This is a genomic window from Dactylosporangium sp. NBC_01737, from assembly GCF_035963215.1.
Lineage (GTDB): Bacteria > Actinomycetota > Actinomycetes > Mycobacteriales > Micromonosporaceae > Dactylosporangium.
The window spans coordinates 13,770,722-13,794,495 of sequence record NZ_CP109153.1 but is presented as its reverse complement, the minus strand read 5'-3'; the positions used below and the strand labels follow the sequence as shown (position 1 = coordinate 13,794,495).

General features: G+C 72.3%; 28 protein-coding genes and 1 pseudogene. 12 read left to right on the top strand and 17 right to left on the bottom strand.

Annotated elements, in window-relative coordinates; all coding sequences use genetic code 11:
* Positions 1–9 precede the first annotated feature (9 nt).
* On the top strand, positions 10–735 hold the full coding sequence (locus tag OHA72_RS63810; protein ID WP_327005686.1) for an SDR family oxidoreductase: 726 nt from the start codon (positions 10–12) through the stop codon (positions 733–735).
* On the opposite strand, the gene OHA72_RS63805 is transcribed toward OHA72_RS63810, so the two are convergent.
* Positions 619–1,686 (bottom strand): lysylphosphatidylglycerol synthase transmembrane domain-containing protein, encoded by a 1,068-nt coding sequence (locus OHA72_RS63805; RefSeq protein WP_327005685.1) that lies wholly within the window; start codon positions 1,684–1,686, stop codon positions 619–621. The two genes, OHA72_RS63810 and OHA72_RS63805, sit on opposite strands and share 117 nt — an antisense overlap.
* An 84-nt stretch (positions 1,687–1,770) precedes the next feature.
* On the opposite strand from OHA72_RS63805, the gene lhgO reads away from it, so the two are divergent.
* The gene (gene lhgO, locus OHA72_RS63800; RefSeq protein ID WP_327005684.1) at positions 1,771–2,952 is read left to right on the top strand and encodes an L-2-hydroxyglutarate dehydrogenase; all 1,182 of its coding nucleotides are present in this window, start codon (positions 1,771–1,773) and stop codon (positions 2,950–2,952) included.
* A gap of 16 nt (positions 2,953–2,968) precedes the next feature.
* Complete coding sequence (locus tag OHA72_RS63795) at positions 2,969–3,505, top strand: hypothetical protein (RefSeq protein WP_327005683.1); 537 nt, start codon at positions 2,969–2,971, stop codon at positions 3,503–3,505.
* A gap of 679 nt (positions 3,506–4,184) precedes the next feature.
* Here OHA72_RS63795 and sigB read toward each other — a convergent pair.
* The 6 genes from sigB to OHA72_RS63765 all read right to left on the bottom strand — a co-directional run bounded on the left by sigB (position 4,185) and on the right by OHA72_RS63765 (position 8,561).
* Positions 4,185–5,108, bottom strand: coding sequence for an RNA polymerase sigma factor SigB (sigB, locus tag OHA72_RS63790; protein ID WP_327011938.1), 924 nt, complete (start codon positions 5,106–5,108; stop codon positions 4,185–4,187).
* A gap of 193 nt (positions 5,109–5,301) precedes the next feature.
* Positions 5,302–5,724 (bottom strand): D-aminoacyl-tRNA deacylase, encoded by a 423-nt coding sequence (dtd, locus tag OHA72_RS63785; protein ID WP_327005682.1) that lies wholly within the window; start codon positions 5,722–5,724, stop codon positions 5,302–5,304.
* Complete coding sequence (locus OHA72_RS63780; protein ID WP_327005681.1) at positions 5,724–7,187, bottom strand: DUF7782 domain-containing protein; 1,464 nt, start codon at positions 7,185–7,187, stop codon at positions 5,724–5,726. Before OHA72_RS63780 ends, dtd begins: the two co-directional genes overlap by 1 nt.
* Before the next feature lie 17 nt (positions 7,188–7,204).
* Positions 7,205–7,546, bottom strand: a complete 342-nt coding sequence (locus tag OHA72_RS63775; protein WP_327005680.1) for a hypothetical protein — start codon at positions 7,544–7,546, stop codon at positions 7,205–7,207.
* 51 nt (positions 7,547–7,597) lie between these two features.
* The gene (locus tag OHA72_RS63770) at positions 7,598–8,056 is read right to left on the bottom strand and encodes a hypothetical protein (RefSeq protein ID WP_327005679.1); all 459 of its coding nucleotides are present in this window, start codon (positions 8,054–8,056) and stop codon (positions 7,598–7,600) included.
* A 43-nt stretch (positions 8,057–8,099) separates the two neighbouring features.
* A complete protein-coding gene (locus tag OHA72_RS63765) occupies positions 8,100–8,561 on the bottom strand; it encodes a heme-degrading domain-containing protein (RefSeq protein WP_327005678.1) in 462 nt (153 codons plus the stop codon).
* A gap of 97 nt (positions 8,562–8,658) precedes the next feature.
* Here OHA72_RS63765 and OHA72_RS63760 point away from each other — a divergent pair, with 97 nt between their 5' ends.
* Complete coding sequence (locus OHA72_RS63760) at positions 8,659–9,090, top strand: SRPBCC domain-containing protein (RefSeq protein WP_327005677.1); 432 nt, start codon at positions 8,659–8,661, stop codon at positions 9,088–9,090.
* On the opposite strand, the gene OHA72_RS63755 is transcribed toward OHA72_RS63760, so the two are convergent.
* The 6 genes from OHA72_RS63755 to OHA72_RS63730 form a co-directional block, all read right to left on the bottom strand.
* The gene (locus OHA72_RS63755) at positions 9,074–10,630 is read right to left on the bottom strand and encodes a glycosyltransferase 87 family protein (RefSeq protein ID WP_327005676.1); all 1,557 of its coding nucleotides are present in this window, start codon (positions 10,628–10,630) and stop codon (positions 9,074–9,076) included. The genes OHA72_RS63760 and OHA72_RS63755 overlap by 17 nt on opposite strands.
* 214 nt (positions 10,631–10,844) lie before the next feature.
* The gene (locus OHA72_RS63750) at positions 10,845–11,195 is read right to left on the bottom strand and encodes a type II toxin-antitoxin system PemK/MazF family toxin (RefSeq protein WP_327005675.1); all 351 of its coding nucleotides are present in this window, start codon (positions 11,193–11,195) and stop codon (positions 10,845–10,847) included.
* Positions 11,192–11,470 (bottom strand): hypothetical protein, encoded by a 279-nt coding sequence (locus OHA72_RS63745; RefSeq protein WP_327005674.1) that lies wholly within the window; start codon positions 11,468–11,470, stop codon positions 11,192–11,194. The genes OHA72_RS63750 and OHA72_RS63745 overlap by 4 nt, the downstream gene beginning before the upstream one ends.
* A 71-nt stretch (positions 11,471–11,541) precedes the next feature.
* Positions 11,542–12,747 (bottom strand): RNA polymerase sigma factor, encoded by a 1,206-nt coding sequence (locus OHA72_RS63740; RefSeq protein ID WP_327011937.1) that lies wholly within the window; start codon positions 12,745–12,747, stop codon positions 11,542–11,544.
* Positions 12,748–12,765: 18 nt separating this feature from the next.
* Entirely contained in the window at positions 12,766–13,107 is a 342-nt protein-coding gene (locus OHA72_RS63735; protein ID WP_327005673.1) for a YciI family protein, read from the bottom strand.
* A gap of 68 nt (positions 13,108–13,175) precedes the next feature.
* Complete coding sequence (locus tag OHA72_RS63730; protein WP_327005672.1) at positions 13,176–14,201, bottom strand: LacI family DNA-binding transcriptional regulator; 1,026 nt, start codon at positions 14,199–14,201, stop codon at positions 13,176–13,178.
* Positions 14,202–14,362: 161 nt separating this feature from the next.
* On the opposite strand from OHA72_RS63730, the gene OHA72_RS63725 reads away from it, so the two are divergent.
* Both OHA72_RS63725 and OHA72_RS63720 read left to right on the top strand, forming a co-directional pair.
* A complete protein-coding gene (locus tag OHA72_RS63725; RefSeq protein WP_327005671.1) occupies positions 14,363–17,299 on the top strand; it encodes a glycoside hydrolase family 97 N-terminal domain-containing protein in 2,937 nt (978 codons plus the stop codon).
* An 81-nt stretch (positions 17,300–17,380) separates the two neighbouring features.
* Positions 17,381–17,572 (top strand): hypothetical protein, encoded by a 192-nt coding sequence (locus OHA72_RS63720; RefSeq protein WP_327005670.1) that lies wholly within the window; start codon positions 17,381–17,383, stop codon positions 17,570–17,572.
* A gap of 47 nt (positions 17,573–17,619) precedes the next feature.
* On the opposite strand, the gene OHA72_RS63715 is transcribed toward OHA72_RS63720, so the two are convergent.
* Positions 17,620–18,306 (bottom strand): DUF998 domain-containing protein, encoded by a 687-nt coding sequence (locus tag OHA72_RS63715; protein WP_327005669.1) that lies wholly within the window; start codon positions 18,304–18,306, stop codon positions 17,620–17,622.
* A 155-nt stretch (positions 18,307–18,461) separates the two neighbouring features.
* On the opposite strand from OHA72_RS63715, the gene OHA72_RS63710 reads away from it, so the two are divergent.
* Genes OHA72_RS63710 through OHA72_RS63690 form a run of 5 tightly spaced genes read left to right on the top strand, consistent with a single transcriptional unit; the run spans position 18,462 to position 21,612 of the window.
* Positions 18,462–19,412 (top strand): hypothetical protein, encoded by a 951-nt coding sequence (locus OHA72_RS63710; protein ID WP_327005668.1) that lies wholly within the window; start codon positions 18,462–18,464, stop codon positions 19,410–19,412.
* A 54-nt stretch (positions 19,413–19,466) separates the two neighbouring features.
* On the top strand, positions 19,467–20,033 hold the full coding sequence (locus OHA72_RS63705) for an HhH-GPD-type base excision DNA repair protein (RefSeq protein ID WP_327005667.1): 567 nt from the start codon (positions 19,467–19,469) through the stop codon (positions 20,031–20,033).
* The gene (locus tag OHA72_RS63700) at positions 20,030–20,752 is read left to right on the top strand and encodes a HEAT repeat domain-containing protein (protein WP_327005666.1); all 723 of its coding nucleotides are present in this window, start codon (positions 20,030–20,032) and stop codon (positions 20,750–20,752) included. The genes OHA72_RS63705 and OHA72_RS63700 overlap by 4 nt, the downstream gene beginning before the upstream one ends.
* 10 nt (positions 20,753–20,762) lie before the next feature.
* The gene (mscL, locus tag OHA72_RS63695; protein WP_327005665.1) at positions 20,763–21,212 is read left to right on the top strand and encodes a large conductance mechanosensitive channel protein MscL; all 450 of its coding nucleotides are present in this window, start codon (positions 20,763–20,765) and stop codon (positions 21,210–21,212) included.
* A gap of 40 nt (positions 21,213–21,252) precedes the next feature.
* Positions 21,253–21,612 carry a DUF3099 domain-containing protein gene (locus OHA72_RS63690; protein WP_327005664.1) on the top strand — a complete coding sequence of 120 codons (360 nt, stop codon included), beginning with the start codon at positions 21,253–21,255 and terminating at the stop codon, positions 21,610–21,612.
* Positions 21,613–21,615: 3 nt separating this feature from the next.
* On the opposite strand, the gene OHA72_RS63685 is transcribed toward OHA72_RS63690, so the two are convergent.
* The 3 genes and pseudogenes from OHA72_RS63685 to OHA72_RS63675 form a co-directional block, all read right to left on the bottom strand.
* Entirely contained in the window at positions 21,616–21,789 is a 174-nt protein-coding gene (locus tag OHA72_RS63685) for a PfkB family carbohydrate kinase (RefSeq protein ID WP_327005663.1), read from the bottom strand.
* 89 nt (positions 21,790–21,878) lie between these two features.
* Positions 21,879–22,460, bottom strand: a pseudogene (locus OHA72_RS63680) (carbohydrate kinase family protein); the annotation flags it as partial.
* Between the two features lie 35 nt (positions 22,461–22,495).
* On the bottom strand, positions 22,496–23,404 hold the full coding sequence (locus tag OHA72_RS63675) for a pseudouridine-5'-phosphate glycosidase (protein WP_327005662.1): 909 nt from the start codon (positions 23,402–23,404) through the stop codon (positions 22,496–22,498).
* 74 nt (positions 23,405–23,478) lie between these two features.
* Here OHA72_RS63675 and OHA72_RS63670 point away from each other — a divergent pair, with 74 nt between their 5' ends.
* Complete coding sequence (locus tag OHA72_RS63670) at positions 23,479–23,757, top strand: DUF3039 domain-containing protein (protein ID WP_327005661.1); 279 nt, start codon at positions 23,479–23,481, stop codon at positions 23,755–23,757.
* The last annotated feature ends 17 nt before the right edge of the window (positions 23,758–23,774 follow it).

Below are 23,774 nucleotides of genomic sequence, written 5' to 3'. Positions count from 1 at the left end.
AGGTACACCATGAAGCGAACAGTGCTCGTCACCGGCGCGACCGGGACGCTCGGGCGGGACGTGGTCGCCGTCCTGCGGGAACGTGGTCACGACGTGCGTGGCTTGAGCCGGTCGAAGCCCGGCTTCGCGCACGGCAACCTGCTCACCGGCGAAGGGCTCGCCGAGGCCCTCGACGGGGTCGACGTCGTCGTGCACGCGGCCACCGACGGCCGCAAGGACGTCGCTGCCACCGCGAAGCTCATCGAGGCCCTGGAGGTCGGCGGGAGGCCGCAGCTGGTGTTCGTGTCGATCGTCGGCGTCGACCGGATCCCGTTCGGCTACTACAACGACAAGGTCACCATCGAGGGGATGGTCGCCGCGTACGGCGGGACGAACTTCCGGGCCAGCCAGTTCCACGACCTGGTGCTGACGCTGGCGAAGGCGATGACCAAACTGCCGCTCGTGGGGTTCTACCCGGCGTTCGACCTGCGGCCGGTCGAGGTTCACGACGTCGCGGTGCGGCTCGCGGAGATCGTCGAGGGTGAGCTGCCGGCGAAGCCCGCCGACCTGTCCGGCCCGCAGCGGCGCAGCGCGCGGGAGCTGTGGCAGGCGTACCTGGCGAAGGCCGGGAAGCGGCGGCTACTGGTCCCGGTCAGGCTGCCCGGAAAGCTGTTCCGGGCCCTGCGCAGCGGTGCGGGGACCGGTCCTGGCGGCGGGGCCGGGACCTGGGAGGACTACCTGTCGCGCACCCTCTGAGTGCCGGATCCGCCGCAGTCCCACGGCGGCGGAGACGCCGGCGGCGGCCACGTCGGCGACGGTGAAGAGCAGGCGCGACACGAGCGTCAACGCCCACGCCGTCGCCCACGGCACGCCGAGGCCGGCCAGGGCGAGCGCCATCAGGAACTCGCGGGCGCCGAGGCCCGACGGGGCGACGATGACAAATGTGCTGATGCTCATCGCGAGCGCCATCGCGAAGACGCTGCCCGCCAGGCCGTGCACGCCCGGCAGGTGCGAGCGGACCAGCAGCCACACGTGCAGGCCCGCCGCGAGGTAGCCGGCGACGCACCAGGCGGCGCTCTCCAGGACCGGCCGCCAGGTGATCGGCCGGTCCAGCGGGGGGCGCCGCAGCACGCGCATCGCCCTGCCGACGATCCAGGTCAGCAGCGGCGGGTAGCAGCAGGCGACGGCGAACGGCAGCAGGATGATCGACGCCCACACCGCGAGGGAGCCGAACACCTCGTGCCCGGAGGCCTTCACGCCGTCGAAGGCGATGCCGAAGCCGGGGGCGGTCAGGATCAGCCCGGACGTGACGCCCAGTCCGCTGACCAGGACCGACCCGATGAAGACCTTCGAGCGGGACACGCCGGCACGGCGGCCCAGCTCCATCTGCACGACATACGCCCACACCGACCCCGGCAGGTACTTGCCGAGCGAGCCGACCAGCATGATCGGGGCGGCGTCGCGGACCCGCAGCGGGTGGTCGATGCTGCCGACCATCGCCCGCCAGGCCATCATCGTCGTCCACAGCGAGACGACGGCGGCCAGCAGCGCGGCGATCAGCGACCCCCACGACAGGCCCCGGAACGTCGCCTGCACCGCCGACCACTGGTCGATCGTGGTGGCGACGATGAAGTACACGATGCCGAGCGCGGCGAGCACCCGCACGGCGGTGATCACGCGGGCCCGCCACGGCTTGGCTGGTGCCACTTCGACGACAGGCTGACCTGGCTGACCCACGGACGGGAACGCTAGCACGGCTAGGATGCGACGGTCTGAGCCCGAGGAGGCAGTGTGCGATACGTGGTCATCGGTGGCGGCATCGTCGGCTTGGCCACCGCGCACCGGCTCACCCTGGAGCACCCGGACGCCGAGGTCACGGTCCTGGAGAAGGAGCAGACCTGGGGCGCCCACCAGACGGGCCACAACTCCGGCGTCATCCACGCGGGCGTCTACTACAAGCCCGGCAGCCTCAAGGCGACGCTGTGCAAGGCCGGCAGCGCCTCGATGGTGGCGTTCTGTCGGGAGCACGACATCCCGCACAAGGTGACCGGCAAGCTGATCGTGGCGACCGACGAGTCCGAGTTACCTCGTTTGCGCGGCCTGTACGAGCGCGCTCTCGCCAATGGCCTGCCCGCCCGGCTGGTCGACGCCGCCGAGGCCCGCTCCTACGAGCCCGAGGTCGCCTGCGTCCAGGGCATCCACGTCGCGTCGACCGGCATCGCCGACTTCGGCGCCGTCTGCGTGACCCTCGCGGCGCTGCTGGAGAAGGCCGGCGCGACCCTGCGCCTCGGCGCCCGGGTGACCGGCATCTCCACCCTGCACGGCGAGACGGTCGTGCACACCACGGTCGGCGACGTGTTCGCCGACGTCCTCGTCAACTGCGCCGGCCTGCACGCCGACCGGGTCGCGAAGATGGCCGGCATCAAGCCACCGGCCCGGATCATCCCGTTCCGCGGCGAGTACTTCGAGCTGCGCCCCTCACGGCGGCACCTCGTCAACGGGCTGATCTACCCCGTGCCGGACCCGCAGTTCCCCTTCCTCGGCGTCCACCTGACGCGGATGATCGACGGCAGCGTCCACGCCGGCCCCAACGCCGTCCTCGCCACCGCCCGCGAGGGCTACTCGTGGTCGCGCATCCGTCCCGGTGACATCGCCGACACGGTCAGCTACCCGGGCATGTGGCAGCTGGCCCGCAAGCACCTGCGCTACGGCCTCACCGAGGTCCGCCGCTCGCTGTCCAAGAAGCGCTTCGCGGAGAGCCTGGCCCGCCTGGTGCCCGCGGTGACCGCGGCCGACCTGGTGCCGGCATCCGCGGGTGTACGGGCACAGGCCATCACCCCCACCGGCGCCCTCGTGGACGATTTCCTCATCGTCGCCGAGGGCCGCCAGGTCCACGTGCTCAACGCCCCGTCCCCGGCAGCGACCAGCTCGCTGGAGATCGCCAGGTACATCGTCGACCGCCTGCCCCGGTAGGCGCTAAGGTGCCCGCGTGCGAACGGTTGGCCTGACGCTGGCGGCACTGCTCCTGCTCACCGGCTGCGACGACGCCGACGCGGGCGCGCATCCGCAGGCCGCCCCGTCCACCGCGCCGGCTGCCGCGGCCGGCGGTGCCTGCCAGCTGCTGGACTTCCCGGTGGTCAACGCCAAGCTGGGCCTGGACCTCGCCGTCGCCGCGGCCGCGACCCTGGACAACACCTTCACCTGCGTCCTGCAGCCCCGCGCCGCCGGCTCGCCCGACCTGGTCCTGTCGGTGAGCGCCACCACGATCGGCGCCGACATCTACACGTCCGCCATCCAGCCGAAGGGCGCCACCCCGGTCCCGGGCCTGGGCGCCGCCGCGTACCAGCGGCCGACCCCCGCCGCCGACGCCACCGGCCCCGGCGCCGAGGTCGGCTGGCTCGCCGGCAACAAGCGCATCATCCAGCTGTCGGTCCACCTCGCCCCCGGCGCCGCCGACGACAAGGCCACCGAACTCCTGCCGAAGCTCGTCGACCTCGCCAAACTGATCGACCTCAGCAGCCTGTAACCCCACCGCCACAGCGCGACTTCGATCACCCACCGGCCTGCCGCGACACACCCGTCCAACGCCGCCCCCGCGACATGCTCCAGCCCCGCGGTCGATCTTCGCGCCGTGATCGAAGGACAGCTCTGGCCGCCCGGCCGACCACCCCGCGACTTCGATCACGACAGCGCCGGTCCGTGACCCCGGCACGGCACGCAGCGGAAACGCGGAAGGCAGCGGGAACGCGACGTCGAGTGCATGGCCGTGATCCAAGGCGCAGTCGGTAAACGGCGGCCGGCCAGGGGATGGGCGCGTATGCGCAATCCCAGTCACGCGGCACGCGGACTGTGCGCCGCTGGCGGCGCATTGGGGGTCCGGGGTGAGAATCCCCCGGCGGGACCCGCCGCGCAGCGGTGGGGCAGCGAGTTACAGCGCAGCCGCAGGCGGGAAACAGGCCGGCCTTGATCGACAGGGACGCCTGGCTGTCGCCGCAGCCAGAGGTTCCTGTCGATCAAGTGCGGTCGGTGTAACGGCGCCGGCGACGGGATGGGCGCGCATGCGCAATCCCAGTCACGCGGCACGCGGACTGTGCGCCGCTGGCGGCGCATTGGGGGTCCGGGGTGAGAATCCCCCGGCGGGACCCGCCGCGCAGCGGTGGGGCAGCGAGCTACAGCGCAGCCGCAGGCGGGAAACAGCTTCAGCTTCAGCTGGCGTAGGCCTCGAGGCGCTTGGCGCGGGAGGGGTGGCGCAGCTTCAGCAGGGTGACCTTCTCGATCTGGCGGATGCGCTCGCGGGACAGGCCGAACTCGCGGCCGACCTCGTCGAGGGTGCGCTGCCGGCCGTCGTCGAGGCCGAAGCGGAGCCGGATCACGGCCTGCTCGCGCTGGGAGAGCGTGGACAGGACGATCTCGACCTCGGACTTCAGCATGCCCTGCGAGACGCTGTCGGCGGGCTCCTCGCGGGGGTCGATGCGGGCGACGAAGTCGCCGAGGGCGCTCTCGCCGTCCTCGCCGACGGCCTGGTCGAGGCTGACCGGCTCGCGGTCGTAGGAGATCAGCTCGATGACCTGGTACTCCTCGATGCCCAGGGCGGCGGCGACCTCTGCCACGACCGGCTCGCGGCCGAGGGTGGCGGACAGGTCGCGGCGGACCCGGACCATGCGGTTGACCTGCTCGACCATGTGCACCGGGATGCGGATGGTGCGGGCCTGGTCGGCCATGGCGCGGGTGATGGCCTGCCGGATCCACCAGGTGGCGTAGGTGGAGAACTTGTAGCCCTTGGTGTAGTCGAACTTCTCCACGGCGCGGATGAGGCCGAGGTTGCCCTCCTGGATGAGGTCCAGGAACGCCATGCCGCGACCCGTGTAGCGCTTGGCGATGCTGACCACCAGCCGCAGGTTGGCCTCCAGCAGGTGCGCCTTCGCGGCGCGGCCCTCGCGGACGACGACCTCGTAGGTGTTCATCCAGGCGGGGTGGACGTTGCCCGTGCCGAGCTTCTCCTCCGCGTAGAGCCCGGCCTCGATCTTCTTGGAGAGGTCGACCTCCTGCTCGGCGGTGAGCAGCTTGGTGCGTCCGATGGTGTTGAGGTATGCGCGAACGAGGTCCGCTGAGACGCCCGTGTTGTCGATCTGCGGCTCGTGCTGCTCGTCGGCGTCGACGTCTACTGCGTTGAACTCCGTGGTGTCACTCAGCGGCTGGGCCACTTCGCTCGCCTCCCGTGTGCCTTGACAAGTGGCGCGATCATTCCTACGGGAAGAAGCTTCGCTGAGCGGGCGTGAAGTGGCGGTGAGGCGGCCGAGCCGTGGCACGAATCCGTGAGTCTCAGATTTCGAGCATCACCGTGTGAGGTCCGACGTTCACGCTCTCGACCAGCATGTGGGTCCGGAATCGACCGGTTTCGACCACAGCGCCCCGGTCTCGCAGATGCTGGCAGAACGCCTCGATGGGCGGCTCGGCGGCCTCCGGGCGGGCCGCCGCGATCCAGGTGGGGCGGCGGCCCTTGCGCGCGTCGCCGTACAGCGTGAACTGCGAGACCACGAGCAGCGGCGCGCCCAGGTCGGCGGCGGACTTCTCGTCAGGGAGGATGCGCAGCTCGTGCACCTTGCGGGCCAGGGTCTGGGCGGTCGCGAGCACGTCGGTGTGCGTGACGCCGACCAGGACCAGCAGGCCGGAGCCGATCGACCCGACCACCTCGCCCTCGACGGTCACCGACGCCCGGCCCACCGTCTGGACCAGGGCGCGCACTACGCGCCGGCCGGGAGCAGCACGCCCCGCTCGACCAGGTGCGCGACGAGGGGGACCGCGACATCGGCGAGCACCTCCGCCGGTACACCGTGCGCCGCCGCCAGCACGTCGACCTGATCGCGCAGGGTCACGGACCCGTCGCAGGCGCCGACGAGGGTCAGGGCGACCGGGTCGACCTCCTCGTTCCACCGCAGGCCGTCGGGCAGGCTCAGGACCTGCTGCCCGACCTCCCAGCCGTCGGGGCCACGGGTCGCCTCCTGCCGCAGGGTGAGCCCGGGCGCGGCGACGAACCGGGTACCCAGCAGGTCGCCGGAGCGCAGGAAGTCCTGCCGGGCGAACCAGTCGCCGATCAGCGGGCCGAACGACCCGTCGACGGTCTGCCGCAGGTCCTCGATGCGCACCGTCGGGTCGTCGTGACCGCCGGCGCGCAGGGTGATCAGCCCGAAGCCGACCGCGTCGACCTTCTGCGCGTCGAACCAGTCCAGCCAGGCCGCCGCGATCGCCGGCTGGCGCGCGGGGTCCTCGGCTGCGTCGGTGAGCCACAGGTTGACGTAGGCGACCGGGTCGGAGACCTCGCGCTGGATCACCCAGGCGTCGAGGCCGGTGCCGGCCAGCCAGTCCGCGACCCGGTCCTCCCACTGCTCGCCGGTGACGTGCAGCCAGTTGGCCAGGAACTGCATGTGCCCGCCGTCGGTGAGCAGCCCGGGGGCGGCCGCGACGAGCTCGGCGCAGACCGCGTCGCCGGGGCGGCCGGAGTCGCGGTACGTGTGCTCGGTCGTGCCCGGCCCGGCGACGAACGGCGGGTTGCTCACGACCAGGTCGAAGCGGCGACCGGCGACCGGCACGGTCAGGTCCCCGTGCAGCAGCTCCCAGTCCAGGCCGTTGAGGGCGGCGGTCGTGGCGGCGAAGCGCAGCGCGCGGGGGAGCAGGTCGGTCGCGGTGACCTTCCCCGCGTGGGTCGACAGGTGCAGCGACTGCACGCCGCAGCCGGTGCCGAGGTCCAGCGCCGTCGCGACCGGGTGGCGCAGCGTCGCGGCGGCGAGGGTGGAGGCGCCGCCGATGCCGAGCACGTGGTCGCCGGGCAGCGGCCGGCCGGGCCGCATGCCGGCGGACAGGTCGGCCACGACCCACCAGTCGCCGTACGGCTCCAGCTCGACCGCGGCGCGGACACCGTCACCGTCGGCCTCCAGGAGCGGCAGCGCGGCCGCGAGCGGGAGCGGCGACAACGCGTCGGCGACGGCGGGGAGCGGCTCGGTCTGGCCGCACACGAACAGGCGCACCAGGGTCGCGAGCCGGCCCGGCTGCTCCTCGGTGCGCTTGAGCGCGGCGCGGAAATCGTTGCGGGCGAGGGCGGCCGTCGCCGGCTCACCCAGCAGGTCCTTGATGCCCTGGGAGGTGTACCGGGCGGAGGTCAGCGCCTCACGGAGCCGGGCGAGACCGTCGGCGTCGAGCAGTGCATCCACCCTGACATCCTGCTACGTCAACGTTGGTCGATCCCTAAACAGGCCACGACACGCGTCGCGTCGGCGGTGAGGAAGAGCTGGAAGTGCGTCGGCGGGTCCTCGACCTTCGCCTCGCCGATGCGCAGCGGCCGGACACCCGCGATCTGCAGGCGGGCGATCGCGTCGTCGCCGCCGAGCATCGGGGTGCCGATCTTCGCCATGTGCTGGGCCCGCCGCGAGTAGCTGCGCGCGAGCTGGTCGGCCGGCACGGTGTCGTCCCACACGACATAGTCCGCGCCGGCCATGATCGCGTCCTTGCAGGCCACGAACGCTTCCCCCGGCACCTCGTCGAGGAGCCGGAGCAGTACTTCACGCTCCATGACCTATGTGACCATAAAGCCGGACTTTTGGTTAGTCCCTCTTCATCAACTTCAGCAATTCTTCAACTGCTTGGCGATCTCCGCGGGGACCTTCACCTTGCCGGAGCACACGCCGTCGGTGCCGCCGGAGACGGCGAACCACTGCTTCTTGGCGGTGTCGTACTGGAACAGCACCGTCGCCTTGTCGTTGGCCTCCGGCTGGGTGCGCGCGGTCGCCCAGGTCTCCACGCAGCTGATGTCGGTGAGGCCCTTGCCGATGTCGACGGCGTTCGAGACGTCGAGGTTGGCCACGAACGCCTTTTCCAGCGTCGCCGCGTCGACCGGGCACCCCGCCTGCGGGCTCGCGCCGGGCTTCGTCGGCGCCGGGCCGGTCTGCGGCAGCAGGGACTGTTCCGTGGTGGGTGCCGCGGCGGCGCCGTTGTCCTTCGGCGCGTCGTCGGAGCAACCAGATAGGCATCCGGTCAGTGCGAGGGCCGCGGTAACGGCGACGCGCACAGCAAGTCGCTTCATCACACGCGGAATCCTCAGGCCCAGCCCGGCCGGAGACAACCCTCTATCTGTCGAGGAACAGCCCTAGGGCCTCGACGACGAGAGCGTGGTCGTCGGCCTGCGGCAGCCCGGACACGGTGACGACGCCGACGACGCCGACGTCCACGATCCGGATCGGGAACGCGCCGCCGTGCGTGGCGAAGTCGGCCGGGTCCACCCCGTATGCCGAGTCCATCGCCTGCCCCTTGGCCGCCATCCGCCGGCCGACCAGGAACGACGAGGCGTTGAGCCGCTCCACGACCCGGATCTTGCGCTCGATCCACCGGTCGTTGTCCGGCGCGGTGCCCGGCAGCGCGGCGTGGAACAGCTGGTGGCCGTGGCGGCGGATGTCGATCGTGATCGGCAGCCCGCGCTCCTTGCCCAGCCGGACCAGCAGCGACCCCAGCGTCCACGCGTCGTCGTTGTCGAACCGCGTGAACCGCAGCCGCTCCTCCTGCGCCACCAACTCGGCGATCAGGTCGTCCACGCGAGTGCTCCTCGGGTCGTCGTTGCCGCCAGGGTACGGGGACCGCCCCAAGTCCGGCGCAAGCGCCTCCCAAGTCACCCGCGGTGTGATACAGGGCATGAGGACTTCGACGTGCAGCCTGTACATCGCCGCCGACCCGGCCAGGGTGTGGCGGGCGATCACCGAGCCGGCGTTCACCCGGCGCTTCTACCTCGGCCTCGCGGTCGACTCGCAGTGGACCCCGGGCGCCCCGATCGTCTACCGCGCCGCGGCCGGTCCGGTGCCCGACGTCCTGCACGGCGACATCGTGCACGTCGAGGAGGGGCGGCTGCTGGTGCACAACCTGTACACCGGCATCGGCGCCGAACAGGAGGTGCACTGCTGGCTGACCTGGCTGATCACCCCGGCCGAGCCGGGCGTGTGCCGGGTCGCGCTCACGTGCGACGACGTGGAGCGCGACCCGGACGAGGAGCGTGACGAGGCGTGGTCGCGGGTCCTCAGCGGCCTCAAGTCGGTGCTCGAGGCCGAGCGGTTCACGCCAGGTTCGTGAACGTCGCGGTGACCTGCCCGGCCGCGTCGAGCGCCTCGAGGCGGCCGTGGACGAGGCTGGCGCTGCGGAACGAGAACGTGCGCACGCCCGGCTCCGCCTCCAGCAGCGGGATGCCGCGCGCCGCGCCACCGGGCGCCGAGGTGTAGCGCAGCCGCGCCACCTCGGCTCCCACCACGCCGTTGACGCGGACCTTGGTCTTCTCCCGCCGGATCATGAAGGTGACCGGCTGGCCTGCCACCGGCGCGCCGGTGAAGTAGAAGTAGCGCGGGTTGGTGAGGTCGTCGGCGGAGTACGCCTTGAACGTCGGGTCGGCGCCGGCCGGCAGCGGGGTGAGCGCGAGCACGGCGAGCCCTGCCGCGACGGCCACCGCGACCCGCCGCGTGGCGCGGAACCGTGCGGTGCGTGCCCGCACGGCCGCGGCGCCGCCGACCCCGGCGACACAGACCGCGACCAGCCCGAGCGACCGGGCGTTCTCGAGCAGGAACTGCCAGCCCGGGTACAGCGCGACGCCGCGCAGCACCACGCCCAGCGACAGCGTCATCACGACCAGCAGCGCCCACCCAGCCACCCGCCGCCACGCGCCGTCGGCGGCGACCAGCAGCATCGCCGCCAGCACCGTCCACACCTGGTGATGCGTCCACGACACCGGCGACGCCGCGACCGTGGCGCAGCCGACGAGCACGGCGGCCCGCACCGGCTCGCCGTGCAGGTGCAGGTGCCGGGCCCGCAGCAGCGCGGCACCGCAGATCGCGGCGATCAGCACCGCCCAGACGACCGGCAGCGTCGCGGGGGACAGCCCGACCCGCAGCAGCATGCCGTGCACGGACTGGTTGCCCAGCGAGGCGAGGTCGCCGATGCGCGAGGTCTGGAAGATGGTGCCGCCCCAGTACCGCACGCTGGCGCCCGGCATGAGCACGGCCGCGACGGCGGCGCACCCGGCGAACGCCGCCCCGGCCCGCGCCGCGTCCTTGTACCGCCGCGCGACCAGGAAGTACACGACGAACAGCAGCGGCGTGAGCTTGATCGCCGCGGCGACCCCGACCAGGATGCCCCGATACCGCGCCGGCACGACCTGCCCGGCGTCGACGAGCGCCAGCAGCACGATGAAGATGCTCACCTGCCCGAACCGCAGGTTGCTCTGCACCGGCGCCGACACCAGCAGCGCGGTGGCGACCCCGGCCACCAGCAGCCCGCGGCCAACGGCAGCGGATGCCCCGGGTGCTTCGGTGGCCCGCCGGGTCACGGTGCGCGCGATGGCGATCACGGCGGCGCAGGTCATCGCCAGCCACAGCAGGCCGAGGGTCGCCTCGGGCAACAGGCTCAGCGGCCGGAACAGCACCATCGCGAACGGGGGATACGTGAACGGCCCGCCGTTCTCGGCGACGTAGTCGTACAGCGGCCCGTCGAACTTCGCCGCCCCGTAGTAGATGTGCAGATCCGACAGCCGCTGCGCGTCGGGCCGGCGCAGCACCAGCGCCGCGGACACCGCGGCGATCCCCCCGAACGCGGCCCACGCCGCCATCACCTTGCGCTCGAACATCGCACCAGGCTATGGCGCTCGTTCAAGCCGGAAACCCCGTCTTCGTGCCGTCCGGACCATCTGCCGCCGAACCGTTGCGTGTGCTGCGTCACCGCGCACCGAACCGGTCGTGCCCCGGATTTCCGCAGCCCGCACCGGGTATGGCAGGGGCCGCCAACCCTGCACGGCAGGCGCCGCCCACCGGCCCGGCAGGCGTCCGGTTTCCGACGCCCGCCTACGCGATCCGGGTCTCGGTCGTGAACTGCGCGACCCACCGCTCGACTGCGTCGAGTGTCGCCGGGAGCGCGACGCCGAGCGCCTGGCCGGTGAGGCGCTGCTGCGAGATCGCCCGGACGTACTCGGGCATGACGAAGCTCAGGTCCTGACGCAGTCCTGCTTCTCGCCCGATGGGGATGTGATGGCGGAGGCGCCGGTCGGCCGAGGTGATCGGCGCGACGACAGCCATCCCGATCGGCCAGGAGTTGTACGCGGCGGGGGAGAGCACCAGCACCGGCCGGCGCCCGCCCTGCTCATGTCCGACGACGGGACTCAGGTCCGCGATCATCACGTCGCCCCGACGGATCACGGGTTGTGCTCGGGGAACTCGGCGCGTGCGTCACCAAGGCCGTCGCCGGATGTCAGGTCCCACAGGCGACCCTCGACGAGATACTCCGCGAAGCCATCCGGGTCTTCGGTGGCGAGTCGTTCGTAGTCGAGCGTCGCCTGACGCATTGCCTCTTCCCGTTCCAGGCGCCGAGCCGTCTCTTCGAGCAGGGCGAACATCGTCGTGTTGCGACTCGCGGCGACGGCTGCGAACGCGTCCCTCGCCTCGGTCGACACACTGACCGTAGTTTTCGCCATAGTCAGCACTATAGCGCTCCCCATGCGTAGGGCCACATGTTGGCGAATGCTACGCATGCGGTTCGGGCTGGTCAACCTCGGCTGGCGAGATCTCGCAGGCGGCGGTGGAGCAGGGACCGTTCCGGTTCGGTGCCGGCCAGGGTGATCGCCTCCCGGTAGGCGGCCGCGGCCTCCACGGTCCGGCCCAGCCGGGCGAGCAGGTCCGCGCGGGCGGCGTGCAGCGGGTGGTAGCCGCGCAGCCGTGGCTCGCCGGACAGCTCGTCGAGCAGTGACAGGCCCGCCGCCGGGCCGTCGCGCATGGCCACCGCGGCGGCGCGGTTCAGGGCGACGACCGGTGACGGGGTGAGGACCAGCAGGACGTCGTACAGGGCGACCACCTGCGGCCAGTCGGTCGTCGCGACGTCGGCGGCCTCGTCGTGCAGGGCCGCGATCGCGCCCTGCACGCTGAACGGGCCGGGCGGCCCGCCGGTCAGCGCGGCCATGACGAGCCCGAGTCCCTCCTCGATCATCGGCCGGTCCCAGCGGGCGCGGTCCTGCTCGTCGAGCAGCAGGAGCCGGCCGTCCACGAAGCGGGCGTCGCGGCGGGCGTGGGTCAGCAGCATCAGCGCGAGCAGGCCGGTGACCTCCCGCTCCGCGGGCAGCAGCCGGCGCAGGATGCGGGTCAGGCGGATCGCCTCGGCGGCCAGGTCGTGCCGCTGCGCCGCGTACCCCTCCGTGAAGATCGAGTTGAGCACCTGCAGCACCCCCGGGAGGCGGGCCGGCAGCTCGTCGGGGCCGGGCACCCGGAACGGGATCCGGGCCTCACGGATCTTCTGCTTGGCGCGGACGATCCGTTTTGCCATCGTCGCCGGCGGTACCAGGAACGCCCGCGCGACTTCGGGGGTGCTGAGCCCGGCGAGGCAGCGCAGCGTCAGTGCGCCCCGGTCCTCGGCGGCGAGGGCGGGGTGGGCGCAGGTGAAGAACAGCTGCAGCCGCTCGTCCGGCAGTTCGCCGGCCACGTGCACCGGCCCGGCCTGCTGCAGGCGGTCGGCGTCGACCTGGAGGATGGCGAGCTTCGCCGCGTACGCCTGGTCGCGCCGCAGCCGGTCGACCGCCTTGCGGCGGGCGGTGGTCATCAGCCAGGCACCCGGGTTGGGCGGCACCCCGTCGGCGGGCCAGTGCACCAGCGCCGCCTCGACCGCCTCCGACGCGACCTCCTCGGCGAGGTCCAGGTCGCCGAAGCGGCGCACCAGCGCGGCGAGGAGGCGGCCGTGCTCCTCCCGGAACACGGCCTCGATCTCCTGCACGACGAGGTCTCAGCCGAAGTCGGCGATCGGGCGGACCACGACCGAGCCGCCGCCGCGGGCGCCGGGGCAGCGGGCGGCCCAGTCCAGCGCGACGTCGAGGTCGGGCACGTCGATGACCAGGAAGCCGCCGAGTACCTCCCGGGTCTCGGCGAACGCGCCGTCGGTCACGGTCCGCTCGCCGGCGGCGTCGACCCGCACGGTCGTGGCGGTCACCAGGTCCGCGAGGGACTGCCCGGTGACGAAGATCCCGGCCGCCTTGACCTCCTTGTCGTAGACCTGCCAGTCCTCGAACGTGTCCGGGCACGCCTCGGTGTCGTCCGCGGCGCTGTTGATGAGCAGCATGTACTTCATGGTCTGGGCTCCTTCCGTTGCCTGATGCCATGACTACGAACGACCGGCGCGGCGATGGACACGGCGCGTCAGGAAATTTCGGGCGGGCCGGTCGTGGCGCGGATGACCAGGTGCGTCGGGAGCGTCACGTGCAGCTCGTCGATCGGGGCGCCGCCGAGCAGGTCGAGGGCCAGGTGTGCGGAGCGGGCGCCCTGCAGCTCCGCCGGCTGGCGCACCGTGGTCAGGTCGCACAGGTCGGCGAGGGGGTGGTCGTCGATGCCGATGACCGACACGGCGCGGGGCACGGGCACGCCGGCCCGGCGCAGGCTGCGCAGCGCGCCCAGCGCCACCTCGTCGCAGAAGCCGAACACCGCGGTCGGCGGGCGGTCCAGGCTCAGCAGGCGGTCCATGCCGTCGGCGCCCATCGTGCCGCTCCACGGCAGGTCCACGACGAGCCGCGGGTCGACGGGAAGGCCGGCATCCTCCAGCGCGGTGCGGTAGCCGTGCAGGCGGTCCGCCGGCGGCGCGTACGGCCAGTCCGGTGTCACCGCCGCGTTGATCATCGCGATCCGCTCGTGTCCGGACCTGATCAGGTGGGTCACGGCCTGGCGGGCGGCGGCGGTGTCGTCGACCCGCACGTGCGCGTGGTGCAGCAGCGCGCCGCCGGCGATGACGACCGGCATCCCGAGCAGGTCCAGCTGCCGCTGCTCGTGCTCGGTGACCGGGAACGCCACCACGATGACGGCGTCGACCTGGCGCTGCACCGGCAGGTCGGCGAAGAACGTCCGGCTCCCGGTCCCGTCGGCGACCTGGTACACCAGGGCGTCGAGGCCCTCGGCGCGCAGCACCGACAGGATGCCGGCCAGGACGGCGCCGTAGAACCAGGTGGTGGTGTGCGGCATGACGACCGCGATCCGGCCGGTCGACCCGCGGCTGAGCCGGGAGGCGTCCGGCGACACGACGTAGGACAGGTCCTTCACGAGCGCCTTGATCCGGGTCCGGGTCTCCTCGGAGACGCCGGGCGCGCCGCTGAGCACCCGCGACACGGTCGCCTTCGAGACGCCGGCCAGCGCCGCGACGTCCGCCATGTTCATCCGCGTGTTCGGCGCCCCCACGGCGGGGAGTCTACCGCCCTGCGTAACCGGTTGCGTGATCTCATGACGTAGATCGTCATGTATTGACGTGTCACGCCGACGAGCGGAGACTACGCCGCACGCAACCGGTTACATCGCGCGTGGTCCGCCGCCCGTGCGACGCCATGATCGGAGACAGACCGATGAGAGCCGCCGCCACCGGCATCCTGGCCCTGATGATCACCTTCGGAACGACCGGCGCCGCCGCTGCCGGCCATCCACCGGACCGCGACGCCATCCGGGTGACCTCGCCCGACGGGCGGCTCGCCCTCGCCGTCGGCACGGAGGGCGGCCGCCTCACGTACACCGTGAAACGCGACGGCCGGACGCTCGTGCTGCCCTCGGCGCTCGGCCTGCGGCTCACCGACGGCTCGTCCCTCGGTGCCGGCGTGAGCGTCACCCGGACCTCGGCCACGGCCCGTGACACCACCTGGAGCCCGGTCTGGGGCTCCGACGCGAAGGTCCGCGACCGGCACCGCGAGCTGACCGTCGGGCTCCGCCAGGCCGACGGGCGCCGCTTCGACCTCGTCGTCCGCGCGTTCGACGACGGCGTCGCGTTCCGGTACGCCGTACCGGAGCAGGCCGGCCTGAGCAGGCTCGAGATCGCCGACGAGATCACCGAGTTCGCCCTCGCCGGCGACCCGGCCGCCTGGTGGACGCCGCGCAACCTCGCCTACGACGGCGACGAGCAGCTGTGGAGGACGACGCCGTACAGCGCGATGGGCGACACCATGACCCCGGCGACGTTCCGGTGGGCGGACGGCACGCACCTGTCGATCCACGAGGCCGACCTCGTCGACTACGCGGCGATGACGCTGGTCCGTGACGGCGGGAGGCTGCGCGCCGCGCTCACCCCGACGCCGGACCGCGCGGCGGCGGTCGTGACGAGCGCCGGCCGGGCCACCCCGTGGCGGGCGCTGACCATCACCCCGGACGCCGCCGGCCTCGTCGGCTCGCACCTGCTGGAGAACCTCAACCCGCCGTGCACCGCCGTCTGCGCGGGCGACACGTCCTGGATCAAGCCCACGAAGTACGTCGGCATCTGGTGGGCGATGCAGCACCAGCAGTACACCTGGGAGGAAGGCCCCCGGCACGGCGCCACCACCGCCCGGGCCGAGCAGTACATCGACTTCGCCGCCGCCCACGGCATCGGCGGCCTGCTCGCCGAGGGCTGGAACAAGGGCTGGGACGGTTCGTGGGCGGATCAGGACTTCACCACGCCCGCCGACGACTTCGACCTGCCGGCCGTCGTCGCGTACGCCAGGTCCAAGAACGTCGAGTTCGTCGCGCACAACGAGACCGGCGCGAACATCGACAACTACGAGGCGCAGATCGACGCGGCGTTCGCCCTCTACGAACGCCTCGGCATCCACTACCTCAAGACCGGCTACGTCGGCCAGATCCCCGGGCAGTACACCTACTCACAGCGCTCGGTGAACCACTTCCGGCTGGTACTCCGGAAGGCCGCCGAACACAAGATCAACGTCATCTGCCACGAGTGCGTGCACGCGACCGGCGAGGTGCGCACCTTTCCGAACGCCCTCGCACGCGAGGCCGTCCGCGGCCAGGAGTACGACGCGTTCTCGGCCGGCAACTCGCCGGAGCACACGCTGACGATCCCCTTCACCCGCATGCTGTCCGGGCCGATGGACTACACCCCCGGCATCATGGACATCGAGTGGGACCCGCAGGGCCTCGACCGGCGCGTGCACACCACCGTCGCCAAGCAGCTGTCCTACTACCTCAACTACGCCTCCGGCGTGCAGATGGCCGCGGACCTGCCCGAGCACTACGCCGGCGCACCCGGCCTGCGGTTCATCGAACAGGTCCCGGCCCGCTGGGACGAGACCCAGGTCCTGTCCGCCTCGGTCGGCGACCACCTCGTCACCGCCCGGCGCTCCGGCACCGACTGGTACGTCGGCGCCATGACCGGTGACCGCGCGCAGACCCTGGAGTACCAGCTCGGGTTCCTCGGCCGGGGCGACTGGGTCGCTGAGTCCTACACCGACGCGGCCGCCACCGACTACGCCACCGACCCGACGCCGCTGGCCGTCGACCGGTCGATCGTCACGGCCCGGGACACCTTCACCGCCGCCCTGGAACGCAGCGGCGGCCAGGCGGTGCGCTTCCGGCCCGCCACCAGGGCCGACCACTTCCCGCGCTACACCCGGCCGTCGCCGGCCGTCACCGCACTCGACGCGCCCGCCGCGGTCGAGAGCGGCGACATCGTCACCATCACGGCGACGGTCTCCAACCGCGGCTCCGTGCCCGGCGGCGCCGACATCACCATGACGGCTGCCGGGGCACGGCAGGTCCGGTACGTCCGCGCCGACGCCCGTTCCACCGCGACGGTGCGCTTCCAGGCCCGCCTGACCGGCGACCGCCCAGTGGTGGTCACGGTCGGCGGCCGCCGCGCCACCATCCGCCTCGGCCACACCCCCGGCGCGGTCCCGGCCCCGGCGAACCTCGCCGTCACCCGCTTCGCCGGCTCCGTCGTCGCCCTCACCTGGGACCCGGTGCCGGACGCGACGTACCAGGTCTTCCGCAAACCGGCCGGCGGCATCTACGGCGACCCGATCGCCACCGTCGCGTCCGGCGCCTACGTCGACGGCGGCGTCACGATCGGCAACACGTACTCCTACGTCGTGCGCGCCGTCGTGGCCGGTCGCACCTCCGTCCCGTCGAACGAGGTCACCCAGACGACGTCGGCGCAGCTGGTACAGGTGACGTGGCGCGTCCGGGTGCCCACGAACACCCCGCCCGGCGACACGGTGTACATGCCCGGCTCATTGCCCGAGCTCGGCCCCTGGGACCCGGGCAAGGTCGCCATGGTCCAGGTCGAACCCGGCATCTGGCAGGTGACGGTGCCGGTCATGGAGGGCACTCTCGTGCAGTACAAGTACACCCGCGGCACCTGGGAGAAGGTCGAGCACTGGGGCGAGATCACCGGCATCACCAGCCGCTGGGTCACCGTCACGTACGGCACCACCGGCACCCAGCTCGTCGACGACACCTCCCTGGACCCGGCCACACCCGACGCCCACGAGTCGGTCCGCGCCTGGATCGACCTGCCGTCCTGACCCCCTGGCGGCTACCGTTCTGGGGCGCTGTGTTCGTTCGGCGCCGGCCGCTGCGGCGCCGGCTTCTTCAGGAGGTGCCCCGTGCCCCAGACCGGTGACCGGCCCGAGCCGGACGTGACCGCGGTCCTGCTCGACGCCCTCAAGCGGGCGGCCGCCGCCCACCACGTCCACGAGACCGAGACCGGCACCCCCGACGCCGACTGGCCCGCCTGGTACGCCGAGCACATGGCCGGCACCCTGCGCGACGCCGGGTACCGCCTTGAACACTCCTGACGCGAACGGCCCGGCCTGGTGGCCGGGCCGTTCGCACGGAGGCCTGCTCAGCGGCAGGGCAGGGCGCGGTACAGCTTGGAGGACACGGCGGCCAGCCAGGCCCAGATGACCAGGACCGCGGCCACGAAGCCCAGCGTCAGGGCGGGTGCGCTGTTGCCGGAGGCGATGCCGGCGAACCCGACCAGGAACAGCGCGCCGGACACCCGCGAGTACGCCGCCCAGCCGCGCCGACCCTCGCGGGAGAACCGGCGGGCGAGGACGAAGCACGCCACGATGACGCTGAGGAAGCCCACGCCGCCGGCGGCGAGGTGACCCAGGCCGTGCCAGCTGACCGTGCCGGGCCCCTCGGGCGTCCCGGCCGGGAATCCCATCGCCGGGTCGGCCCGCAGCAGGCCGGCGGCGACGAGACCGGCGCCGTACACCCCGACGAGACGCGCGACCCAGGGCGTGCCGGGCAGGGCGCGGTGCAGCCCGGCCGCCGCGGCGAGCACCATCAGCCCGGTGAGGATGAAGTTGGTGACCTGGATCCAGCCGTGCTCGCCGTTGGCGAGGAGGCTCCAGGCGTGCCGGGTCAGGTCGAAGCCGTCACGGCTCAGCGCCTGCGCGAGGCTCACGGCGACGTAGAACGGCCCGGCGAGCATGCCGTAACCGAGCAGCGACCTGGTGACCCGGTTGGCCCGGATGTGCGCCGGGACGGCGGCCTTGGCGGACACGGAGTTCGTGGTGGCAGTCATGGTGGTGGCCCTTCCTCGGTTCGGCTGACCTTCACCCCCTCCTCGAACACCCGTCCCCCGATCCGACATCGCCCGTGATGTGATGGGCGTCACATGTACGGCGACGGTGGGCCAGTAGGTGCCGCAGCCTTGAAGAACCTCCGGAAGGGTTGATCGTGGCGCAGGGCGATTGGGTGCCTGACGAGGCGGATCAGCCGTGGCTTCCCGATTTCGACGTGCGGACCCTTGTGGCAGGACTCCCGCACGGTCCGGTGAGCCTGGACGACCCCAGGCTGGCGGTCTTGAACGACCACGGTGCGCCGCTTGCCGAGATTCGTGCTGCCATGCAGGGGCTGGGCGACGACGATCCCACCGCGGTGTGGAAGGCGCTCACCGCGCTGGGATGGCGTGTCTGCAGCGATGGGAACACGGCTGTGTCCGGTGCGGTGCTGGTGCCGTCCTTGATCCGGATCGCGGCGGATCGGGCATTCGCCTACCGGATCGGAGTGTTGCAGCTCGTCGGTGACCTTGCGCGGACGGACGGTCTGCGCATGGAGATGCGTCCTTGGATGCTGCGGGCCGCGCAGCCGGTTCCGGTCTACGACCACTCGGGCTATCAGGAGAACTGGTCGGTTGACGCTGTCCGTGTGATGGTCGGCCGGGACGCCCGCCTGCTGATCGATCTGCTGGGTGATGACGATCCCGCGGTGCGCGGGCTCGCGGCCTACGTGCTGGTCACCGCGCTGCCGGTCATCGAGGAGCTGACCGGGACGCTGCGGTCGATGCTCGACGTCGAGGGCGACCCGGCGGTGAGGATGATCCTGGTCATCTGCCTCGCGCAGCACGATCGGGAGCTGGACCGTGTGCCCGAGGCACTGGAGTGGACGCAGGCGCTGTGGTCCGATGCGGAGGCGCCGCTCGAGATCCGCCTGGGCGGCGCGACCGCGTGGCTCAACCTCACCACCGCAGCCGTACCGCCGCAGCTGCAGCGACTGCGGGACGAGGTGCCGATGTCCGACGTCATCGAGCTGGCGCGGCACCTTCCCTGGATCTCGTGGCTCACCGACGAGACCGGCGGACTGGAGGCCTGGTGGCGGCGCCAGTTCGATGAGGCTCGCCTCGACTGAGCCGCTTCGTGTCGCGCGGCACCACGTGCGGCCCGCGTGGGGGAAACTGTCCGCATGCCGTTTTCGTTGCCGATTCCTCCTGAGGCGAATGCGCTGCTGGACCGGGACCCGCTGGCGTTGCTGATCGGGATGACGTTGGATCAGCAGATCCCGCTGGAGAAGGCGTTCACGTCGCCGTGGGTGCTGGGGCAGCGGCTCGGGCATGAGCCGACCGCGCAGGAGCTGGCGGAGTTCGAGCCGGACGCGCTGGTGGAGATCTTCGCGACACCGCCGGCGTTGCACCGGTTTCCGAAGGCGATGGCGGCGCGGGTGCAGGAGGTGTGCCGGGTGCTGGTGGACCGGTACGACGGCGCCGCGGACGGGTTGTGGGCCGGGGCGGACAACGGGCAGGAGCTGCTGCGGCGGGTGCAGGCGCTGCCCGGGTTCGGCAGGCAGAAGGCGCAGATCCTCGTCGCGTTGCTGGGCAAGCAGTACGGGGTCCAGCCGGACGGCTGGCGGGAGGCCGCGGGTGGATACGGCGAGGTCGGTTCCTACCGGTCCGTCGCCGACATCGTCGACGGTGACTCGCTGACCAGGGTCCGTGAGTACAAGAAGCAGATGAAGGCCGCGGCGAAGGCGTGAGCGGCGCGCAGCGGGCGGAGCTGGAGCGCCGGCTCGCGCAGCACGTGGACGCGGGCGACACCGCCGCACGGGACGCCGTCGCGCATGTCCTGGCCACCACGTATGGCGCGGCGGCGTTGCCGGCCCTGTTGCGGGCCAGCGTCCACGACCGCAACGACGACGGGGGGTCGCTGCAGCTCGACGTGCTCGAACTCTTCAAGGCGTGGCCGGCGGAGGCGTCGGCGCAGATCCTGGCGTGTGTCGCGTCGGACGACCCGGGGCTGCGCCGCGTCGGGGTCTGGGGCCTCAGCGTCATCGACTGGAGCAGGCGCCATGAACTGCTCCCTCTGGTCGTCGAGGCCGGGTTGGACGCGGATCCGCGGGTGCGCGCCGAGGCGATGGGCGCACTCGGCTCGATCTTCGGGGCGGACGACCCTCGTGCCCGGGCCGTGCTGACGGCGGGCGTCCGTGATCCGGACGCCGGCGTCAGGTGCGCCGCCGTGCAGGGCCTCTACCAGTGGCGCGACGAGGAGGTCACGGCGCTGCTGGTGGCCCGCGCCGGCGACGCCGACCGGGCGGTGCGGTTCTGGACCGCGTGGGCGCTGAGCCGGCGACCGGGAGGGCAGGCAGCGCTCGAGCGGCTCGCGGCGGACCGCGACGCGGAAGTCAGCGCGGCGGCGCATGAGGTCATGGCGCTCGATCGGTGTGCATCAGGTGCATCGGGGCACCGGGGGCCGTAGGGTGCCTAACGTGCTGAAGGGTTTCAAGGACTTTATCTCGCGCGGCAATGTCATCGAACTTGCCGTCGCCGTCGTCATCGGGGCCGCGTTCAGCGACGTGGTCAAGACGTTCACGGACGGCTTCCTCCAACCGTTGATCAAGCTCACCGGCGGCATCGGCGTCGACGACAAGAACCAGGGGCTGAAGGTCGGGTCGCAGTTTCTGGCCTGGCCGGCGTTCCTGAACTCGGTGATCGGCTTCCTGCTGACCGCCGCGACCGTCTACTTCCTCGTCGTGCTGCCGATGAACAAGCTCGCCGAACGGCGCAAACGCGGCATCGAGCCGGAGCCGTCCGCCCCGGCCGACGACATCCGGCTGCTGACGGAGATCCGCGACCTGCTCGCGTCCGGCGCCGTCAACCGGCCGACCGGGCCGGGCGGCGGCGCGCACGCCGCGCCGGTGAAGCCGAGCGACACCTGACCCCGACCGGGGCACCGCACGCGTGGCAGACTCGGTGGTGATGGGACGCAGGCAGAAAGTGCAGCTGATCACCACCGCCGAGCGCACGCCCGAGCAGGAGCTCCGATCCCGCGAGCGGCGCTACGTGGCGATGATGCTGCTGCGTGGCCTCTGCGTGATCGTGGCGGCGGTCCTGGTCACCGCCGAGGTGCCGCTGCTCTGGCTGTGGCTGAGCCTGCTGCTGGCCGGCGCGGTGTTCCTGCCGTGGGCGGCGGTGCTGCTCGCCAACGACAAGGGGCCGCGGCCCGAGCACCGCTTCCGCAACAAGCTGCAGGCCCGCCGGCAGCAGCAGTCGCATCCGGACCCCGCGCACGCCTTGACCGACCACGAACACACCGACCCGAAGATCATCGACGGCTGAGGGTCAGGGCCGGCCGCCGACCTTCGCCACCGCGAGCGCGCCGAGGCGGGCGCCACTGCCCAGTGCGTCCGCCGGTGCCGCGTCGGTGAGCCACGCCGCCAGGAAACCCGCGGCGAACGCGTCGCCGGCGCCGGTCGGGTCGACGACCCGCTCGACCCGCACCGCGGGCACGTGCACCGGCGGGCCGGACGGCCCGGCCCAGGTCGCCCGCCGGCGCCCGACTTCGCGACCACCGCCGCGGCGCGGTCCAGCAGCGCCGCCGCCAGTTCGGCCGCGGTGCCGCCGGGACCCGCGAGGACCCTCGCCTCGTCAAGGTTGGCAAACAACAGGTCCACGTCCGGTACCGACGACCAGAACGCCTGCCCGAGCCGCTGCAACGGCGCCGCCGACGCCGCGTCGAGGCTGGTCGTGAGACCCCGGTCGCGGGCGGCGAGCAGCGCGTGGCGGCCGGCGGGCGCGCAGTCCGGGTCGAAGAGGACGTACGCCGACAGGTGCAGGTGCCGCCCGTCCGGCGTCGCGTCCAGGGCGCGGTCCACGTCGGCGGGGCAGAGCAGCCGGTTGGCGCCGCGATCGGTGAACATCGTGCGCTCCGCGTCGGAGGCGAGCACCACCACCGTGCCGGTCGCGACGCCCGTCACCCTGCGGACCGTGGTCGTGACGCCCGCGGCGGTGAGCTCGGCGAGGCGGGCGGTGCCGGGCTCGTCGTCGCCGGCGACGCCCGCGAACATGACCGGATGCCCGGCGGAGCCCAGCCAGGCCGCCGTGTTCGCGGCCGACCCGCCGCCGCCGATGCGGACGGCGGCCAGGGTGTCGGAGCCGATCGCCAGGGGCCCCTCGTGGACGGTCACGATGTCGGTGACCACGTCACCGACGACGATCACCGTCACAGTGCCGCGGCGATGCGCGCCGCCAGGTCGGCGTTGCGCAGGATGATCTTCACGTTGACGTCAAGGCTGCGGCCCTCGGTCGCGGCGTGGAAGTGCGACAGCAGGTAGGGGGTGACGTCCTTGCCGGACACGGCGTCGCGCTCCAGCCCGGCCAGCCCCTCGCCGAGGACCCGGTCGTGCAGGTCAGGGTCGAGCTGCTCGCCGACCGGCAGCGGGTTCGCGACGATGAGTGCGCCCTGGTGTACGCCCTGGGCGCGGGCCGCACGCACGATCGCCGCGGCGCCGGCCGGGTCGTCCACGGACCAGTCCAGGTCGAACCCGGCGTCGGTGAGGTAGAACCCTGGGAAGCGGCGGGTGCCGTAGCCGACGACGCTGACCCCGAGGGTCTCGAGCCGCTCAAGGGTGGCGCCGACGTCGAGGATCGACTTCACCCCGGCGCAGACGACGGTGATCGGCAGTCGCGACAGGGCGGTGAGGTCCGCCGACTCGTCGAACGTGGTGCCCGCGCCGCGGTGCACCCCGCCGAGCCCGCCGGTGGCGAAGACGGCGATGCCGGCCGCGACCGCGATCGCCGAGGTCGCCGCGACCGTGGTCGCGCCGTCGGCGCGGGACGCGGCGGCCGGGGCCAGGTCGCGCACGGAGAGCTTCACCACGTCGTCGCTGCCGGCCAGGTGGTGGATCTCCTCGTCGGACAGGCCGACCACGATCTCGCCGCCGAGCATGCCGATCGTGGCCGGGACGGCGCCCGCCGCGCGGACCGTCGCCTCGATCTCCTTCGCGACGGTCAGGTTGGACGGCCGGGGCAGCCCGTGCGAGATGATGGTGCTCTCCAGCGCGACGATCGGCGCGCCGGACTCCCGGGCGGCCGCGACCTCGGCGCCGAAGCGGATGGCATGGTTGATCACCTCGCAACGATAACCCTGCGATGTGACCCCACCGCCGTGCGGCATCCGGGCCGTTGGCCTGGCAGACTGGGACCGTGACAACGACTCCTGAGAACCCCGACGGTGGCGGCTCGACGCTCACGGACGAGCGCGTCGAAGAGCAGACTGACTATCGCTACGACGCCGGCGACCATGAGAAGTTCTCGCACTACGCCCCGAAAGACAAGATCATGCAGGCCATGATCGAGGGCACGCCGGTGCGGGCGCTGTGCGGCAAGCTGTGGGTCCCGTCGCGCGACCCCAGCCGCTTCCCGGTGTGTCCGGTCTGCAAGGACATTTACGAAAACGTCGTGCAGAACGACGACAAGGCCTGACGGTCGTCCAGCTGTCG

Coding starts and splice junctions, on each gene's coding strand:
- OHA72_RS63810 (WP_327005686.1), top strand. CDS start 10: ATGAAGCGAACAGTGCTCGTCACCGGCGCGACCGGGACGCTCGGGCGG.
- OHA72_RS63775 (WP_327005680.1), bottom strand. CDS start 7,546: ATGGAGCGTGAAGTACTGCTCCGGCTCCTCGACGAGGTGCCGGGGGAA.
- OHA72_RS63770 (WP_327005679.1), bottom strand. CDS start 8,056: ATGAAGCGACTTGCTGTGCGCGTCGCCGTTACCGCGGCCCTCGCACTG.
- OHA72_RS63760 (WP_327005677.1), top strand. CDS start 8,659: ATGAGGACTTCGACGTGCAGCCTGTACATCGCCGCCGACCCGGCCAGG.
- OHA72_RS63755 (WP_327005676.1), bottom strand. CDS start 10,630: ATGTTCGAGCGCAAGGTGATGGCGGCGTGGGCCGCGTTCGGGGGGATC.
- OHA72_RS63745 (WP_327005674.1), bottom strand. CDS start 11,470: ATGGCGAAAACTACGGTCAGTGTGTCGACCGAGGCGAGGGACGCGTTC.
- OHA72_RS63735 (WP_327005673.1), bottom strand. CDS start 13,107: ATGAAGTACATGCTGCTCATCAACAGCGCCGCGGACGACACCGAGGCG.
- OHA72_RS63725 (WP_327005671.1), top strand. CDS start 14,363: ATGAGAGCCGCCGCCACCGGCATCCTGGCCCTGATGATCACCTTCGGA.
- OHA72_RS63715 (WP_327005669.1), bottom strand. CDS start 18,306: ATGACTGCCACCACGAACTCCGTGTCCGCCAAGGCCGCCGTCCCGGCG.
- OHA72_RS63705 (WP_327005667.1), top strand. CDS start 19,467: ATGCCGTTTTCGTTGCCGATTCCTCCTGAGGCGAATGCGCTGCTGGAC.
- OHA72_RS63690 (WP_327005664.1), top strand. CDS start 21,253: ATGGGACGCAGGCAGAAAGTGCAGCTGATCACCACCGCCGAGCGCACG.